General features: G+C 70.6%; 12 protein-coding genes, 2 tRNA genes and 1 pseudogene. 7 read left to right on the top strand and 8 right to left on the bottom strand.

The genetic code is table 11. From position 1 onward, the window contains the following. Positions 1 to 9 precede the first annotated feature (9 nt). Entirely contained in the window at positions 10 to 2223 is a 2214-nt protein-coding gene (gene recD2, locus NCC78_RS07170; protein ID WP_250792632.1) for an SF1B family DNA helicase RecD2, read from the top strand. Here recD2 and NCC78_RS32440 read toward each other — a convergent pair. Then, positions 2204 to 2458 (bottom strand): annotated as a pseudogene (locus tag NCC78_RS32440) (alpha/beta fold hydrolase); the annotation flags it as partial. The gene recD2 and the pseudogene NCC78_RS32440 overlap by 20 nt on opposite strands. A gap of 542 nt (positions 2459 to 3000) precedes the next feature. Between NCC78_RS32440 and NCC78_RS07175 the strand changes: the two are divergent. Continuing rightward, complete coding sequence (locus tag NCC78_RS07175) at positions 3001 to 3219, top strand: methyltransferase family protein (RefSeq protein WP_250792606.1); 219 nt, start codon at positions 3001 to 3003, stop codon at positions 3217 to 3219. 91 nt (positions 3220 to 3310) lie between these two features. On the opposite strand, the gene NCC78_RS07180 is transcribed toward NCC78_RS07175, so the two are convergent. Together NCC78_RS07180 and NCC78_RS07185 are read right to left on the bottom strand one after the other, a co-directional pair. After that, complete coding sequence (locus tag NCC78_RS07180; RefSeq protein ID WP_250792608.1) at positions 3311 to 3772, bottom strand: transposase; 462 nt, start codon at positions 3770 to 3772, stop codon at positions 3311 to 3313. A 204-nt stretch (positions 3773 to 3976) separates the two neighbouring features. Next, positions 3977 to 4297 carry a hypothetical protein gene (locus NCC78_RS07185; protein ID WP_250792610.1) on the bottom strand — a complete coding sequence of 107 codons (321 nt, stop codon included), beginning with the start codon at positions 4295 to 4297 and terminating at the stop codon, positions 3977 to 3979. A gap of 587 nt (positions 4298 to 4884) precedes the next feature. On the opposite strand from NCC78_RS07185, the gene NCC78_RS07190 reads away from it, so the two are divergent. Next, complete coding sequence (locus tag NCC78_RS07190; RefSeq protein ID WP_250792613.1) at positions 4885 to 5160, top strand: hypothetical protein; 276 nt, start codon at positions 4885 to 4887, stop codon at positions 5158 to 5160. Between the two features lie 25 nt (positions 5161 to 5185). Here NCC78_RS07190 and NCC78_RS07195 read toward each other — a convergent pair whose 3' ends face one another. Continuing rightward, positions 5186 to 6664, bottom strand: a complete 1479-nt coding sequence (locus NCC78_RS07195; protein ID WP_250792615.1) for a hypothetical protein — start codon at positions 6662 to 6664, stop codon at positions 5186 to 5188. A gap of 14 nt (positions 6665 to 6678) precedes the next feature. Between NCC78_RS07195 and NCC78_RS32445 the strand changes: the two genes are divergently transcribed. Then, entirely contained in the window at positions 6679 to 7395 is a 717-nt protein-coding gene (locus NCC78_RS32445) for a site-specific integrase (protein WP_372495081.1), read from the top strand. Here NCC78_RS32445 and NCC78_RS07205 read toward each other — a convergent pair. Next, positions 7354 to 7429, bottom strand: a tRNA-Lys gene (locus NCC78_RS07205). The genes NCC78_RS32445 and NCC78_RS07205 overlap by 42 nt on opposite strands. 186 nt (positions 7430 to 7615) lie before the next feature. Here NCC78_RS07205 and NCC78_RS07210 point away from each other — a divergent pair. Together NCC78_RS07210 and NCC78_RS07215 are read left to right on the top strand one after the other, a co-directional pair. Further along, positions 7616 to 8869 (top strand): L,D-transpeptidase, encoded by a 1254-nt coding sequence (locus tag NCC78_RS07210; protein ID WP_250792619.1) that lies wholly within the window; start codon positions 7616 to 7618, stop codon positions 8867 to 8869. Positions 8870 to 9098: 229 nt separating this feature from the next. Continuing rightward, positions 9099 to 10406, top strand: a complete 1308-nt coding sequence (locus NCC78_RS07215) for a L,D-transpeptidase (protein ID WP_250792622.1) — start codon at positions 9099 to 9101, stop codon at positions 10404 to 10406. Between the two features lie 51 nt (positions 10407 to 10457). Here NCC78_RS07215 and NCC78_RS07220 read toward each other — a convergent pair. Beyond that, positions 10458 to 10530: transfer RNA gene (locus tag NCC78_RS07220), tRNA-His, on the bottom strand. Positions 10531 to 10627: 97 nt separating this feature from the next. Beyond that, positions 10628 to 11224 carry an oligoribonuclease gene (gene orn, locus NCC78_RS07225; protein ID WP_250792624.1) on the bottom strand — a complete coding sequence of 199 codons (597 nt, stop codon included), beginning with the start codon at positions 11222 to 11224 and terminating at the stop codon, positions 10628 to 10630. A 65-nt stretch (positions 11225 to 11289) separates the two neighbouring features. On the opposite strand from orn, the gene NCC78_RS07230 reads away from it, so the two are divergent. Continuing rightward, on the top strand, positions 11290 to 12558 hold the full coding sequence (locus tag NCC78_RS07230) for a glycosyltransferase 87 family protein (RefSeq protein WP_250792626.1): 1269 nt from the start codon (positions 11290 to 11292) through the stop codon (positions 12556 to 12558). A 116-nt stretch (positions 12559 to 12674) separates the two neighbouring features. Here the strand turns inward: NCC78_RS07230 and NCC78_RS07235 are convergent, their stop codons facing one another. Continuing rightward, positions 12675 to 13184 (bottom strand): hypothetical protein, encoded by a 510-nt coding sequence (locus tag NCC78_RS07235; protein ID WP_250792634.1) that lies wholly within the window; start codon positions 13182 to 13184, stop codon positions 12675 to 12677. Positions 13185 to 13325 lie beyond the last annotated feature (141 nt).

Raw genomic sequence — 13325 nt, forward strand, 5'->3', positions numbered from 1 at the left:
AGCGGCACGATAGGTGCCGTGACGGCTCCCACCCGCCCGCCCCTGGCGGTACTGGACGCGGTGCTGGAGCGGTTGACCTACGTCAACGAGGAGACCGGCTACACCGTCGCCCGCGTAGCCACCGACCGCAGCAGTGACCTGTTGACGGTGGTCGGTGCGCTGCTCGGCGCCCAGCCCGGGGAGAGCCTGCGCCTGTCGGGGCGGTGGTCGTCGCACCCGCAGTACGGGCGGCAGTTCGAGGTCGACTCCTACACCACGGTGCTGCCCGCCACGATCCAGGGCATCCAGCGTTACCTCGGCTCGGGCCTGGTCAAGGGCATAGGTCCGGTGTTCGCCGAGCGGATCGTCGCCCACTTCGGCCTCGACACCCTCCGGGTCATCGAGGAGGAACCCGCCCGGCTGGTCGAGGTCCCCGGCCTGGGTCCGAAGCGAACGGCGAAGATCACCGCGGCGTGGGAAGAGCAGAAGGCCATCAAGGAGGTGATGGTCTTCCTCCAGGGGGTCGGGGTGTCCACGTCCCTGGCCGTGCGGATCTTCAAAAAGTACGCCGACGCCGCCATCTCGGTGGTGCGCAACGAGCCGTACCGGTTGGCGGCCGACGTGTGGGGCATCGGCTTCAAAACCGCCGACACCATCGCCCAGGCCGTGGGCATCCCCCACGACAGTCCGCAGCGGGTGAAGGCCGGCCTGCAGTACACCCTGTCGGAGGCCACCGACTCCGGGCACTGCTACCTGCCCGCCCCGCAGCTCATCGCGGACGCCACCAAGATCCTGAACGTGCCCGGCGACCTCGTCGCCGGCTGCCTCGACGACCTGATCGCTGAGGAGGGCGTGGTCCGCGAGGTGCTGCCCGGCTCTGACGGCGAGCCCGTGCCGGCGGTGTATCTCGTGCCGTTCCACCGCGCCGAGCAGTCCCTGGCCGGGTCGCTGCAGCGGCTCCTGGAAGTCCGAGCCGACCGGCTGCCCCACTTCGCCGACGTCAACTGGGACAAAGCCCTCGCCTGGTTGAAGGCCCGCACCGGCGCCGACCTCGCCGCCGAGCAGGAGCAGGCGGTCCGGCTGGCGCTGACCTCCAAGGTCGCCGTGCTGACCGGCGGGCCCGGCTGCGGCAAAAGCTTCACCGTCCGCTCGATCGTCGAACTCGCCGCCGCGAAGAAAGCCAAGGTCACCCTCGCCGCGCCGACCGGCCGCGCCGCGAAGCGCCTGTCGGAGCTGACCGGGCATCCCGCGGCCACCGTGCACCGGCTGCTGCAGCTGCGCCCCGGCGGCGAGGCCACCTACGACCGGGACAACCCCCTCGACGTCGACCTCCTGGTCGTCGACGAGGCGTCGATGCTCGACCTCATCCTTGCCAACAAGCTCGTCAAGGCCGTCCCACCCGGCGCGCACCTGCTCCTCGTCGGCGACGTCGACCAACTCCCCTCCGTCGGCGCCGGCGAAGTCCTCCGCGACCTCCTCGCCGCCCCAGCCATCCCCCGGGTGCGGCTGACGCAGATCTTCCGCCAGGCCGCCCAGTCCGGCGTCGTCACCAACGCCCACCGCATCAACGCCGGAAAGCCACCCCTCCTACAAGGCCTCGCCGACTTCTTCCTGTTCGCCTGCGACGACACCGACGCCACCGCCGCCCTGACCGTCGACGTCGCCTGCACCCGCATCCCGGCGCGCTTCGGCCTCGACCCGCGCCGCGACGTGCAGGTCCTCACCCCCATGCACCGCGGCCCGGCTGGGGCCGGCGCCCTCAACGGGTTACTGCAACAGCGGCTCACGCCGGGTCGGGAGGGGCAACCGGAGCGCCGAATGGGCGGGCGGGTGTTCCGGATCGGCGACAAGGTCACCCAGATCCGCAACAACTACGACAAAGGCCAAGCCGGAGTGTTCAACGGCACCGTCGGCGTCGTCACCGCCCTGTCCACTGAGGAACAGTCCCTGACCGTGCGCACCGACGAGGACGAAAGCATCGACTACGACTTCGACGAACTCGACGAACTCGCCCACGCCTACGCCATCACCATCCACCGCTCCCAAGGATCCGAATACCCCGCCGTGGTCATCCCCCTGACCACCAGCGCCTGGATGATGCTGCAACGCAACCTGCTCTACACCGCCGTCACCCGCGCCAAACAACTCGTCGTCCTCGTCGGCTCCCGCCGCGCCCTCGCCACCGCCGTACGCACCGTCGGCGCCGGCCGCCGCCACACCGCCCTCAACCACCGTCTCGCCTGACACCAGCCCAGGACGCTGCCCTTGGAGCCCTTTCTCGATGTCCATGAGGCTCTCCACCTCGCCGGGGACGAAGGCCCGCGACGTAGGCCAGGCCGACGACGTTGTCGACCTGGGAGACGGCGTTGGTGATGACCGCCCCGCCGTAGGAGTGACCGACCGCGAGGACCCGCCCGGGAGCTGCTTGATCGCGCTGGCCACGTAGGCGGCGTCCTCGGCGATACCGCGCAGCGGATTGGAGATCGCGGTCGTGGGCACGCCCGCGGCGAGCAGTCGCTCGACCACCCCGTTACAGCTGGAGCCGTCGGCGAAGGCGCCGTGCACCAGGGCCACGGTGATGTCTGATGGCATGTCGCTCATGGTTCCCCGTCTCGCCGGGCCGCCGGACGGTTGGCCGAGTTGCGCTGCGACTTCCCGAAGAAGCCGGTTGATCGACGGGTGCCCCGCTGACGAGCGGCGGTTGCCTCGTCCTGACCAAGCTATGTGTGTGGCGCTGGCCCCGGCGGACGATCCGGGAAACGAGGCACCCTCTGCACTGGGAGGCTGAATCGCCAGGCCACCCTGCTCAAGCAGGGGAATACGCCGTCAGTCAGCAGGTAGGCAGCCAGCCGCAACCTCCGCGCGAGTCGGAGTGCCTGCCATGCGATCTGCCACCCGCGAGACCGAGAACTGCGGCGACGGGTGCACCGCCAACAGGCGCGGCAGCGGCCCACAAAGCACATCGTCGGCCTGGTCGTGTCCGTCACCGGCACCGCCGTCACGCTCGCCGCCTAACTCGCCATGGGCACCTCCTGGCGCATCGGCGTCGACCCGTCCGAACGCACCGAGTTGGTGACCGACGGCGCGTTTGCGCTCGCCCGCAATCCCATCTTCACCGCCATGGCGGCCAGCACACTCGGGCTGACACTCATGGTCCCCAACGCGGTGGCACTCGCCGCCTTGCTCGTCCTGGTACTGGGCTGCAACTGCAAGTTCGCGCGGTCGAGGAGCCTTACCTGATCGCCACCCACAGCGAGGCCTACCGACGCAATGCCGCCAGAGTCGGACGCTTCGTCCCCCGGATCGGCCGGCTACGCCAGACTTAGAGGTCCTAACAAAGCCGGGTGACGGGTCGGTACGTGATGATGCAGGTGGCCAAGGCGAGGAAGGCTTCGTGGAAGTCGTCGCGGCGTTCCCAGCGGATGCGTAGCCGTTTCATGCCGTGGTACCAGGCGATCGTGCGCTCGATGACCCATCGGACTACTCCGAGACCGGAGCCGTGGGGTTGACCGCGGCGGGCGATGCGCGGGCGGATGCCCTTGGCCCGTACCGCCCGGAGGTACTTGTCGTAGTCGTAGGCGCGGTCGCCGAAGATCTGGTCGGGGCGCCACAGGGCGCGCAGAACCATGAACCGAGCCAGTTGCGGAATGTTCTCGCTGATCTCCGACCTAGCCCACGACTCCGGGTCTAGGGCTCCAAGCTCCTTGAACCTCTCCGCGAGCGAGACGGCAGATTCGCGGACATCCGGCGACAGAGTCGCCAACCACTCGTCCCACGTAGGCCAAAAAGTCATCTCGTGATCATGCCGTCGCCTCGTCCGGTGGCCAACCCCAGCGCTCGGCGCGGTGCGCCGGATGCCCGACAACCGGAACCGACCGGTTCGGTGTGAAGGAATGATCGGCGGCCGATGGACTGGGCGGGTAGGGGCGTCGGGCTGTCCGAACAGTCCGCCAGCGTCCACAGGCGTCCGGCCTTGTTCCTGCGCGTCGTCACCCAGTTAGTCAGTCATGAGCCAGCGGTAGTCGTAGCTGATCGCATCCCAGCACTGCCGGACCCATCGTCGCTTGTTCGGCGAAGCGGTACGCCACATGAAGGCGATGCCCTCATGGATGCGGTCCCGGCGAGTCGGATCGAGCCAGGCAGGAAGGTTGTGGCACAGGTCGGCGAGGGTATGCACCTGCTCCTGGCGGCGGTTGTCCGGCACGGCCCGATCCCCATCAGACGCTGCCAGGTAGCGAATCATCAGTAGGGACTCCGTCAGTAGGTGCGCGACAGCCGCTTCGGCCGCCTCCTGGTCGTCGTGCCGCGCGAGCGTCATGTCGTCCTCCTTCGTCCGGCGTAAGCAGTAGAGCGAGTCCTCCGCCATCCCGTCTGCCGCCGACCCGCCCTCCGGGGAGCGGGCCGCCGCCCGGTCCGCCACGTCAAGCGGACCTTGACGCACGTACGGACGCTGGCGGGCCGGGCGGTGGTCTGCTCGGCTCGCCCGGGTCGTCGGCTGGCGGGATGGCCCTGGGCAACCACCCACGGACCGCGACCCGCCGACGGAGCCCCGGCCATCCTGGAGTCGTTGCGCCCCCGCCGGAGGCGCAGTAAACCCGCGACCCCGCGACCAGCGCGACCCGCCGCACGGACCCCGCGTGCCCTCCCCTGCGCCGCGCTGCTCGGGCGCGGCGCGGCCGGCTGCCGGCACCGAACCTTCACCACGCTCTGAGCTACCCGTCTGCGGCGGCCCCCGGGCTTCCCGCTCTCCGCGCCAGCCGCCGGGCGTTCGGCGGGGCTGGCCGCGAGCCCCAAGCGAGCGAGCCAGCCGCGCGCCCTGGCGGCGGCGCGTGCGGCCCGTTCAGGGCCGCCTTGAAGACGTACAGAAACTTTGAACAGCTCCGCCGGCAGGCGGCCGATTCGCACATGTGTTCGAGTAGGCTGCTGCCGGTGGAGGTACGCGGTCGCTGGTGGATTGGGTCGTGGGGCGCTCGTCGCGATATCTGGCTGGTCTCCGACGGTCAGCTTTGGCGGGTCCGTGGCCGCCTCGGCGGTGACGGAGGGCAAGAATTCTCGTACGACTTCACCGGCGAGGCATCAGCCTGGTCGATGGTCGACCGGATGATGAAGACCTCGGCCGGCACCTGGCGCGACCTCACGGAGGCGGTCCGGCAGGAGTCGAACCGCCGGACAACTCACTAGGGCGACAGTCGTCGGATCACCACGCCTAAAGTCGGTGTTCCTGTCGCACGCGCCTGGGACGCAGCACCGAGCGGAGTCTGACGATGGCTGCGGAGTAGCTGGAGATGTCGGTGACACAGCCGTGGCCCGGGTGTGCGAGCAAGAACCTCCCGTCCCACTCGATCAGGAGCGCATCGGCCAGCGGCACCGTGTGCACGTCACCGTCGCCGTCCACCGTGGCGACGCTGTCGGAGCTGACGATCAGGACGCCGTTGGAGCCGAGCCGCTTCAGCAACGCCGGCCGGTACACCTCACCGGAGGGCTGCACGCTGCCGCGGGGGCAGGCCTGCTCGGCGGTGCCGGGTAGTGCAGGTCGCGTCCCGTGCGGCACGACCACCATCGCGGAGGACAGCCATCCAGCCATCAGGTCGCGCGCCGCCTCCGGGGTGAACCGGCGCAGGCGGTCCGGCGGATCCGGCGGAACGAATTCGGTCGTGCCGAACAGCTCCCGCTGGGCGGCCGACTCCAGCGGCCCGACCCGCTCCAGCACGTCCGGTGGCTCCTTCCGCAGCTGGCTGAGGGTCACTGGCGGGGCCTCGGCGAACGCAATCTCACGGTCGAGGTCCGCCTGCGACGGACCCTCGCCGATCAGCCGCTGCATCTCGGCCCAGAGGATTTCCGCCGCGGTCGCCGCGTCCGAGCCCTTCGCCTTCTTTTGCCGCGTGCGGAGGATCAGCCCGTACTCGTGCAGGGCCGCGTCGAGCGCCAGGAACTCGGGGTAGCTCGCGTAGGGAAGCCCGGCGCGGGCCAGGGCCGTGTCGACGCGCGACATCAGGACCCGGAGGAGCATGATCGCCGCCGCGTCGGGTTCGGCCCGGAACGCCAGCCCGGCTCCGCGGACCTGGTCGGCGTACCAGACGGGGCCGCTCTGGTATCGCCCGGACGGCGTGGGGTGGGTGACTCGTGGCCCGGTGGGCAGGGGGAGGCGCATGGCCGGCGGCGCGGCGGCGGTCAGGGCGAGGACCGCGTTGCCGGCGGTGAAGAACGTCCGCACGTGCCGCCCGATCTCATCGGCGGTGAAGAGCCGGTAGTCCACCACCGGCCAGCGGGCCAGGCCGGGGCCGCGAGGACCGTAGCGGCGAGCGAGCAGTGATCCCCAGGGGTCGTGCAGACCATCGTCAACACCCCCGAGGTACCGGTCACCGGGGTCAGCGTCGGCCAGCGCGTCGGCGAGGTCCGCGGGCGGAAGGCCGTTGAGGATCGTGCAGATGGCGGCGAAGTGCTCCGCGATCTGCACGGGGGAGCCGGCCGCGGTGAAGGACGTTTCGCTCAGGGCGGTCATCTCGGTGCACTGGTCCGCGACGTATGGCTCGGCCCGCAGCACCAACTCCTGCACCACGTGGGTCAGGCCGATCGTGTCGAGGTCCTCGTCGCGGGGGTCGCAGCCGAAAGAAAGCGTCCCGGCGAGCGGGCCGGGAATTTTCTCCTCGAGAACGGTCACCCCGTCGATCTCCCGTCGTTGCATGCGTGGATCGTAGGGTGGCCGGGCAAACCACCATTGCCGGCGCGAGGTCGTGCCCGCTGGCACTTGGCCTGCGGCGTGGGGAACTTCTCGGGCTGCGATGGTCGGACGTCGACCTGAACGCCGGACAGTTGCGGGTGTGGCAGACGTTGCAGCGGGTTCGCGGCGATGGTGTGGTGTTCGGCCCACCCAAGTCATGCCGCTCCCGCCGCGTGCTGACGATGCCGGCCGTCGTGATCCAGGCGCTCAAGCGTCACCGCAGCCGCCAGAAGCATGAGCGCAGCCTCGCCGATGGGCATTGGCAGGAGACGGGCTTGGTGTTTACCACCGCCACCGGCCGCCACGTCGAACCACGCAACCTGAACACCGCCTTCAGCCGGTTGATCGTCCGGGCCGGTGTGCGGTCCATCCGCTTTCATGACCTGCGGCACACCTGCGCGACGCTGCTCCTGGGGGCAGGCGTGTCGCCACGAGTCGTCATGGACATCCTCGGCCACTCCCAGATCGCAGTGACCATGACATCTACGGGCACGTCATGCCGGCCATGCAGCAAGAGGCCGCAGGACACATGGACGCGGCGCTCACTGAGCCTGAGGCGGGTGATGGCGCTGACGAGTGACACCGTTGCTGTCACTCGCCCGGAAACGACATCTGGGCACCCACCCACGAGGGGTGAATGCCCAGATGATTGCTGGTGCGCCGCCAGGGACTCGAACCCCGAACCCGCGGATTAAGAGTCCGCTGCTCTGCCAGTTGAGCTAGCGGCGCTCGTCGGCAACGGAGAGAACATTAGCACGGGCTCTGAGCCGGGTTCCAATCCGGCCCCCGGCTCCCCCCTTCGGTCGAGCTTAACGGGTAAAGGGGACGAAAGCCCCTGGTACGCGCTCGCGGGGGCCTGCGGAACGGCGGTGATGCGGCACGATGTCCGCCAAGCACGCGAGAACAGAGGTGGGGATGGGCAGGTTCGCGCGGGCCGGGGCGATGGTGGGCGCTCTCGGTCTGATGGCGTCGTTGGCTCTGACGGGCTGCGGCGACGAGCAGAAGAAGGCGGAGTTCGTCGGCGCCGCCGCGCCGAGCACGAGCGCGTCCGCCGAAACCGCAGCCCCGGTGGCACCGAGCGGCCCGCCGCTGACGGTGAGCCCGGCCGACGGGGCGAAGGGCAAGCCGGTCAGCTCGGAGATCAGCGCCAAGCTTCCCGACGGCGCCAAGGTGTCCGCCGTCACCCTGACCGCTGCCGACGGCGATCGGGTCGAGGGCCGGGTGCGTGCGGACGGCTCCTCCTGGGTGCCCTCCACCCCGTTGAAGTACGGCACCCGCTACAAGGCCACCGTCACGGCGACCGGGACCGACGGCGCGACCAGCCAGGGCACCAGCACCTTCACCACGATGGCGAAGCCCAGGTCGATGATCAGCTCGGGCCTCTACCTCTTCGACGACAAGACCTATGGCGTGGCGATGCCGGTGGTCACCGAGTTCAGCCCGGGCATCCCGAAGAAGGACCGGGCCGCCGTGCAGAAGCGCATGTTCGTGCGGACCGACCCGCCGCAGCCGGGTGCCTGGCACTGGGTCGACAACGGCACCCAGGCCTACTACCGGGCGCCGGAGTACTGGAAGCCGGGCACGACGATCGAGGTCCGCATCGCGCTGGCCGGCATCCCGCTGAGCAATGGCCGCTACGGCAACGTCGACCGGGTGGCGACCGGGAAGATCGGCCGGGCCTTCGAGATGAAGGTGGACAACGGCACCAAGAAGATGACGGTGTACGAGGACGGCGTGGTGGTCCGCACCTTGCCGGTCAGCCTGGGCAAGAAGAAGACGCCCTCCTCCAGCGGCACGATGGTGGTGATGGAGAAGAAGGAGTCCACGGTCTTCGACACCCGCGACGATCCCGACCCGGCCAACCGCTATGTCACCGAAATCGACTTCGCCCAGCGGCTGACCTGGGGCGGCGAGTACATCCACGCCGCTCCGTGGTCGGAGCACGTCCAGGGCCGGCAGAACGTCTCGCACGGCTGCGTCAACGTCTCGACGGCGAACGCGAGGTGGCTGTTCGAGAAGACGAAGATCGGCGACCCGATCACCATCACGGGCACCGAGCGCCGGCTGGCCGCCGGCAACGGCTGGACGGCCTGGAGCCTGAGTTGGTCGGAGTTCGTCGAGGGCAGCGCCCTGCCGGTGCCAGAGGGTGGTGCCGGGCCGGCGTTCTGACCGTCGTCCCACCGAGCGGTGCCGCGACCGGCCCGCATCATCCCGGGCCGGTCGCGGCGTACCGCGCCAGCGCACCGACAAAGGCGAGCACTCCTCGCAAAGGTCGGGATTGTAGCAACATTCGGGCAGCTCGTCCGGCGTGTTTCGGTTCACCTTCCGGAACGGGTACCTGTCCCGGTGCGTCAGTGAGGGACGATGGGCAACCGGGGACCACGACTGTGAGGGAATCATGCGAGCTGTCCAGAACCAGCTGATCCGGCACGGAGGCGACCGCCGGGGCGGGCGACGCCGCGGGTTCGTGGCGGGGATGCTCGCCGTGACGCTCGCGCTGGCCTCCGCCTGCACCGACGGCGACGGGGGCAAGTCGTCGGGCTGGCAGGGCGGTGCGGACCGGGCCGACGCGCCGAAGGCCGCGGCCACCATCGTCGAACCCGCGGCCGACGCCAAGGACGTGCCCGCCTCGACCGGCATCACCTTCACCACGAAGGACGCGCAGGAGACCACCGTCGAGCTCAAGGACTCGGCCGGCAAGGCCGTCGAGGGTGAGCTCTCCGCCGACGGCACGAGCTGGCTGCCCGCCGGGGCGCTGGAGTACGGCGCGACCTACACCGCCACGGTGACCGCGACCGGTGACGACGGCAAGCCCGCCGCAGCGACGAGCACCTTCACCACCATGGCGAAGCCCGCCCAGCAGATCCGGGTGAGCAGCTTCCTCGGCGACGGCCAGGTGGTCGGCGTCGGCATGCCGCTGATCGTCAAGTTCAGCCGGAACATCCCCGAGGACCACCGGGACGACGTCCAACGCCGGATGACGGTCACCTCCACCCCGGCCCAGGAGGGCATCTGGCACTGGGTCAGCCCCACCGAGGTGCGCTACCGCCCCAAGGAGTTCTGGCAGGCCAACAGCGTCGTGTCGTACCGCGTCCAGGCCGGCGGCCTGCCCCTGGGCGACGGCTGGTACGGCCGGGCCGACCTCTCGGTGGACGTCAAGATCGGCCCGGCGCTGGTCATGACCGTGGACAACAAGACCAAGCGGATGACCGTCACGAAGGACGGCACCGTGATCAAGACCATCCCGGTCAGCCTCGGCAAGAAGGCGACCCCGTCCTCCAGCGGCACGATGGTGGTGATCGAGAAGCTGCGCAAGACGGTCTTCGACACCCTGGAGGAGCTCGGCCCCGTCGAGGGCTACCGCACGAAGATCGACTATGCCCAGCGGCTGACCTGGGGCGGCGAGTTCATCCACGCCGCCCCCTGGTCGGAGGGGCAGCAGGGGCGGGTCAACGTCTCGCACGGCTGCGTGAACGTCTCGATGGCCAACGGCGCCTGGCTCTTCGCCAACACCCGCATGGGCGACCCGATCACCGTCAAGGGCACCGAGCGCAGGCTGCAGAACGGCAACGGCTGGACCGACTGGAACATGAGCTGGGACGAGTACGTCAAGGGCAGCGCCCTGCCGTACGAGCCGCCGGCCGCCGACGGCGCCGGGGCGACCCCGGACCCGGACGTCACCCCGGAGGCCACCCCCACCGCCTGAGCCCGGCAACGACGAAGGCCCCCTCCGCGAGGAGGGGGCCTTCGGCTACCGGGTGACTGATGGGAATTGAACCCACGACAACCGGGACCACAACCCGGTGCTCTGCCAACTGAGCTACAGCCACCATGCCTTCCCCGCCCGGTCGACCGCCCCGGGCTGGGTGCGGACCAATAATAGCCCCACCCCCGCCCGCCGCGTCCAGCGGGTTCGCACCGGCCGGCTCAGAGTTCGGCGGCGATCGCCCGGGCAGCCTCCACGTCGGGGCCGGGCAGCGGCACGAAGACGGTCCGCCGGTAGTACTCCAGCTCCCGGATGCTCTCCCGGATGTCGGCCAGCGCCCGGTGCGCGAGCCCCTTCTGGGGCTGGCCGAAGTACACCCGCGGGTACCAGCGCCGGCAGAGTTCCTTGATCGAGGAGACGTCGATCATCCGGTAGTGCAGGTGCGCGTCGAGGCGGGGCATGTCCCGGGTGATGAAGCCCCGGTCGGTGGCGATGGAGTTGCCGCAGAGCGGGGCGGTGCGCGGGTCCTTGACGAAGCTGGCGACGTAGTCGAGGACCATCTCCTCGGCCTCGGCCAGGGTCACCGTCGAGCGACGGACCTCCTCGGTCAGCCCCGACTTGCCGTGCATCGTCCGGACGATCTCCGGCATCGCCTCCAGCGCCGCCTCGTCGGCGTGGATCACCACGTCGACGCCGGCACCGAGCACGTTGAGATCGGGATCGGTGACGAGCGCGGCGACCTCGATCAGCTTGTCCCTGCCGAGGTCCAACCCGGTCATCTCACAGTCGATCCAGACGAGGAGGTCAGCCACCGGCACAGCCTACGCGCAGCCCATCGGCCGCGCCGCGCACCGTGGCCCGGGCCGACCGCTAGGGTTTCGGAGTGCCAGCCGAACCCGTCGCACCGCCCGCCGTCACCGACGAGGTCCCCGGCGGCCGTAGGGTCCGTCGGGTCGTCGCCGTGCTGGCGCTGGCCGCCGTGCTGCCGGCGCTCTACCTGCCGGGTCTGGTGCACGACTTCTTCGACCTGAAGATCTACATGCGGGCGATGGACTGGTGGGCGGCGGGCAACCCGCTCTACGACTACGTCCAGCCCGACCGGGTGCAGGGCGAGCTCTACTTCACCTACCCGCCGTTCAGTGCCCTGCTGCTGCGGCCGTTCGCGCTGCTGCCGCTGGGCGCCACCGTGGTGATCTTCACGATCCTGACCGGGCTCGGCGTGGTGGTCACCACGCGGTGGCTGCTCGCCCCGGTGATCGCCCGGCACCAGCTGCCCCGGGTCTTCGCTCTCGCCGTGGCGGTGCTGCTGGTCCTCGCGGTGGAGAGCACCCGCGAGACGGTCACCTTCGGGCAGATCAACATGCTGCTGGTCGTGCTGATCCTGGCCGACCTGCTCTTCGCCGTACCAAGGGGAAGTCGGTGGGCCGGTATCGGCGTCGGGCTGGCGGCGGCGCTCAAGCTCTTCCCGGGCATCTTCATCGTCTACCTGCTGGCCGCCCGCCGCTGGCGGGCGGCGGCGGTGGCGAGCGCGACGGCCGCCGCCGCGACCCTGCTGGCCGCCGCGGTCGCACCCCGTGACTCGTGGCGGTTCTGGACCCACGAGCTCTGGGCCACCGACCGGGTCGGCCGCACCGACTACACCGGCAACCAGTCGCTGTTCGGGCTGCTGAGCCGGATCACCGCGCCGGACAAGCCGGGGCGGCTGATCTGGCTGCTGCTGGTGGTGGTCGTCGTGGGGTACGGGCTGTGGCGGGCGGTGCGGGCCCTGCGCGCCGGGGACCCGCTCACCGGCCTGACCCTCACCGGCCTGGTCGGCGCGCTGGTCAGCCCGATCACCTGGACCCACCACATCTACTGGTTCATCCCGGCGGTGGTGGTGCTGGCGGACGCGGCCTGGAGCGCCGACCCGGCCACCCCGGAGGGGGCCCGGCGCCGGCGCCGGTTGGCGACGCTGGCCGTGGGCACGTCCGCTCTCATCGTGTACGGGGTGGTGACCTTCTACGACTGGGGGGTCGCCCCGGCGCGTACCGACTCACCGGGCGAGTTCCTGGCGCGCAACACGTACGTGCTGCTCAGCCTGCTGCTGCTGGTGACGCTGCCGGTGCGGTCGTCGCCCGGCAAGTCGCATCAAATGGACAGACTTCCCGAATAGCCCCCTTCACCGCTAACCTGGTCTCAACTACCCCACGCGTCTCTCGGGTAGCACCGATCCCCCGGTGAAGGCGGCCCTCCGCGTCGGCAGCGCGGAGGGCCGCTCGCCGTCCACGGTCAGCGGGGGGTGTCCGGCGCGGCCGGGCGCAGCCGCCCCTCGGTCGGCACCGGATCGGCCGTCCGTTCCGGCGTGGTCGGCGGCCACGCCAGCGTCAGGTTCACCTCGGGCGGCGGCACCGGCCCGTCCCCGGACGGCGCGACGAGATCGGCGAGGGTCGCCGGCCGGCGCGCTGGCACCGGACCGATCGCCGGGCGAGCCCGCTCGGCGGCGCCCACCGACGCCAACTGCCGGACGCCGACCAGGGACCGGTCGCTGTCCCGGGTCGGCTGGGCGCCCAGCCCGCTGAGCGAGGTCACCCCGAGGCGTCCGGCCAGCACCGGCACCTGGTCCGGCTCGACGACGAAGACCACCTCGCGGGGCCGTACCGGGCGCAGCAGGAGCAGCAGGGCCAGCGCCACCGCCAGCACTCCGCCGGCCAGCAGGCCCGCGGTCACCGGAACGGGCCAGCCGGCCCGCAGCTCGGCGCGCAGCTCCAGGGTCACATCGGCGCGCCCGTCCGGGCGCATCACCACCAGGCTCAGCCGCCGGTCGGCCAGCTCCTGCGGGGTCCACTCCAGCGCGCCGATCCCCTCGCGTATCCAGAAGGGACGGCCGAGGGGCGTCGGGGCGGGCTCGGCGGCCGGCGCGGGCGTGGCCGGCCCGGCCTG

The sequence above is a fragment of the Micromonospora phytophila genome (assembly GCF_023656545.1).
Classification (GTDB): Bacteria; Actinomycetota; Actinomycetes; order Mycobacteriales; family Micromonosporaceae; genus Micromonospora; species Micromonospora phytophila.

Bases quoted from the DNA above. Each gene is read 5' to 3' on its own strand.
- NCC78_RS07175 (WP_250792606.1), top strand. From the start codon at position 3,001: ATGGGCACCTCCTGGCGCATCGGCGTCGACCCGTCCGAACGCACCGAG.
- NCC78_RS07180 (WP_250792608.1), bottom strand. From the start codon at position 3,772: ATGACTTTTTGGCCTACGTGGGACGAGTGGTTGGCGACTCTGTCGCCG.
- NCC78_RS07185 (WP_250792610.1), bottom strand. From the start codon at position 4,297: ATGACGCTCGCGCGGCACGACGACCAGGAGGCGGCCGAAGCGGCTGTC.
- NCC78_RS07190 (WP_250792613.1), top strand. From the start codon at position 4,885: ATGTGTTCGAGTAGGCTGCTGCCGGTGGAGGTACGCGGTCGCTGGTGG.
- NCC78_RS07195 (WP_250792615.1), bottom strand. From the start codon at position 6,664: ATGCAACGACGGGAGATCGACGGGGTGACCGTTCTCGAGGAGAAAATT.
- NCC78_RS07210 (WP_250792619.1), top strand. From the start codon at position 7,616: ATGGGCAGGTTCGCGCGGGCCGGGGCGATGGTGGGCGCTCTCGGTCTG.
- NCC78_RS07215 (WP_250792622.1), top strand. From the start codon at position 9,099: ATGCGAGCTGTCCAGAACCAGCTGATCCGGCACGGAGGCGACCGCCGG.
- NCC78_RS07235 (WP_250792634.1), bottom strand. From the start codon at position 13,184: ATGCGCCCGGACGGGCGCGCCGATGTGACCCTGGAGCTGCGCGCCGAG.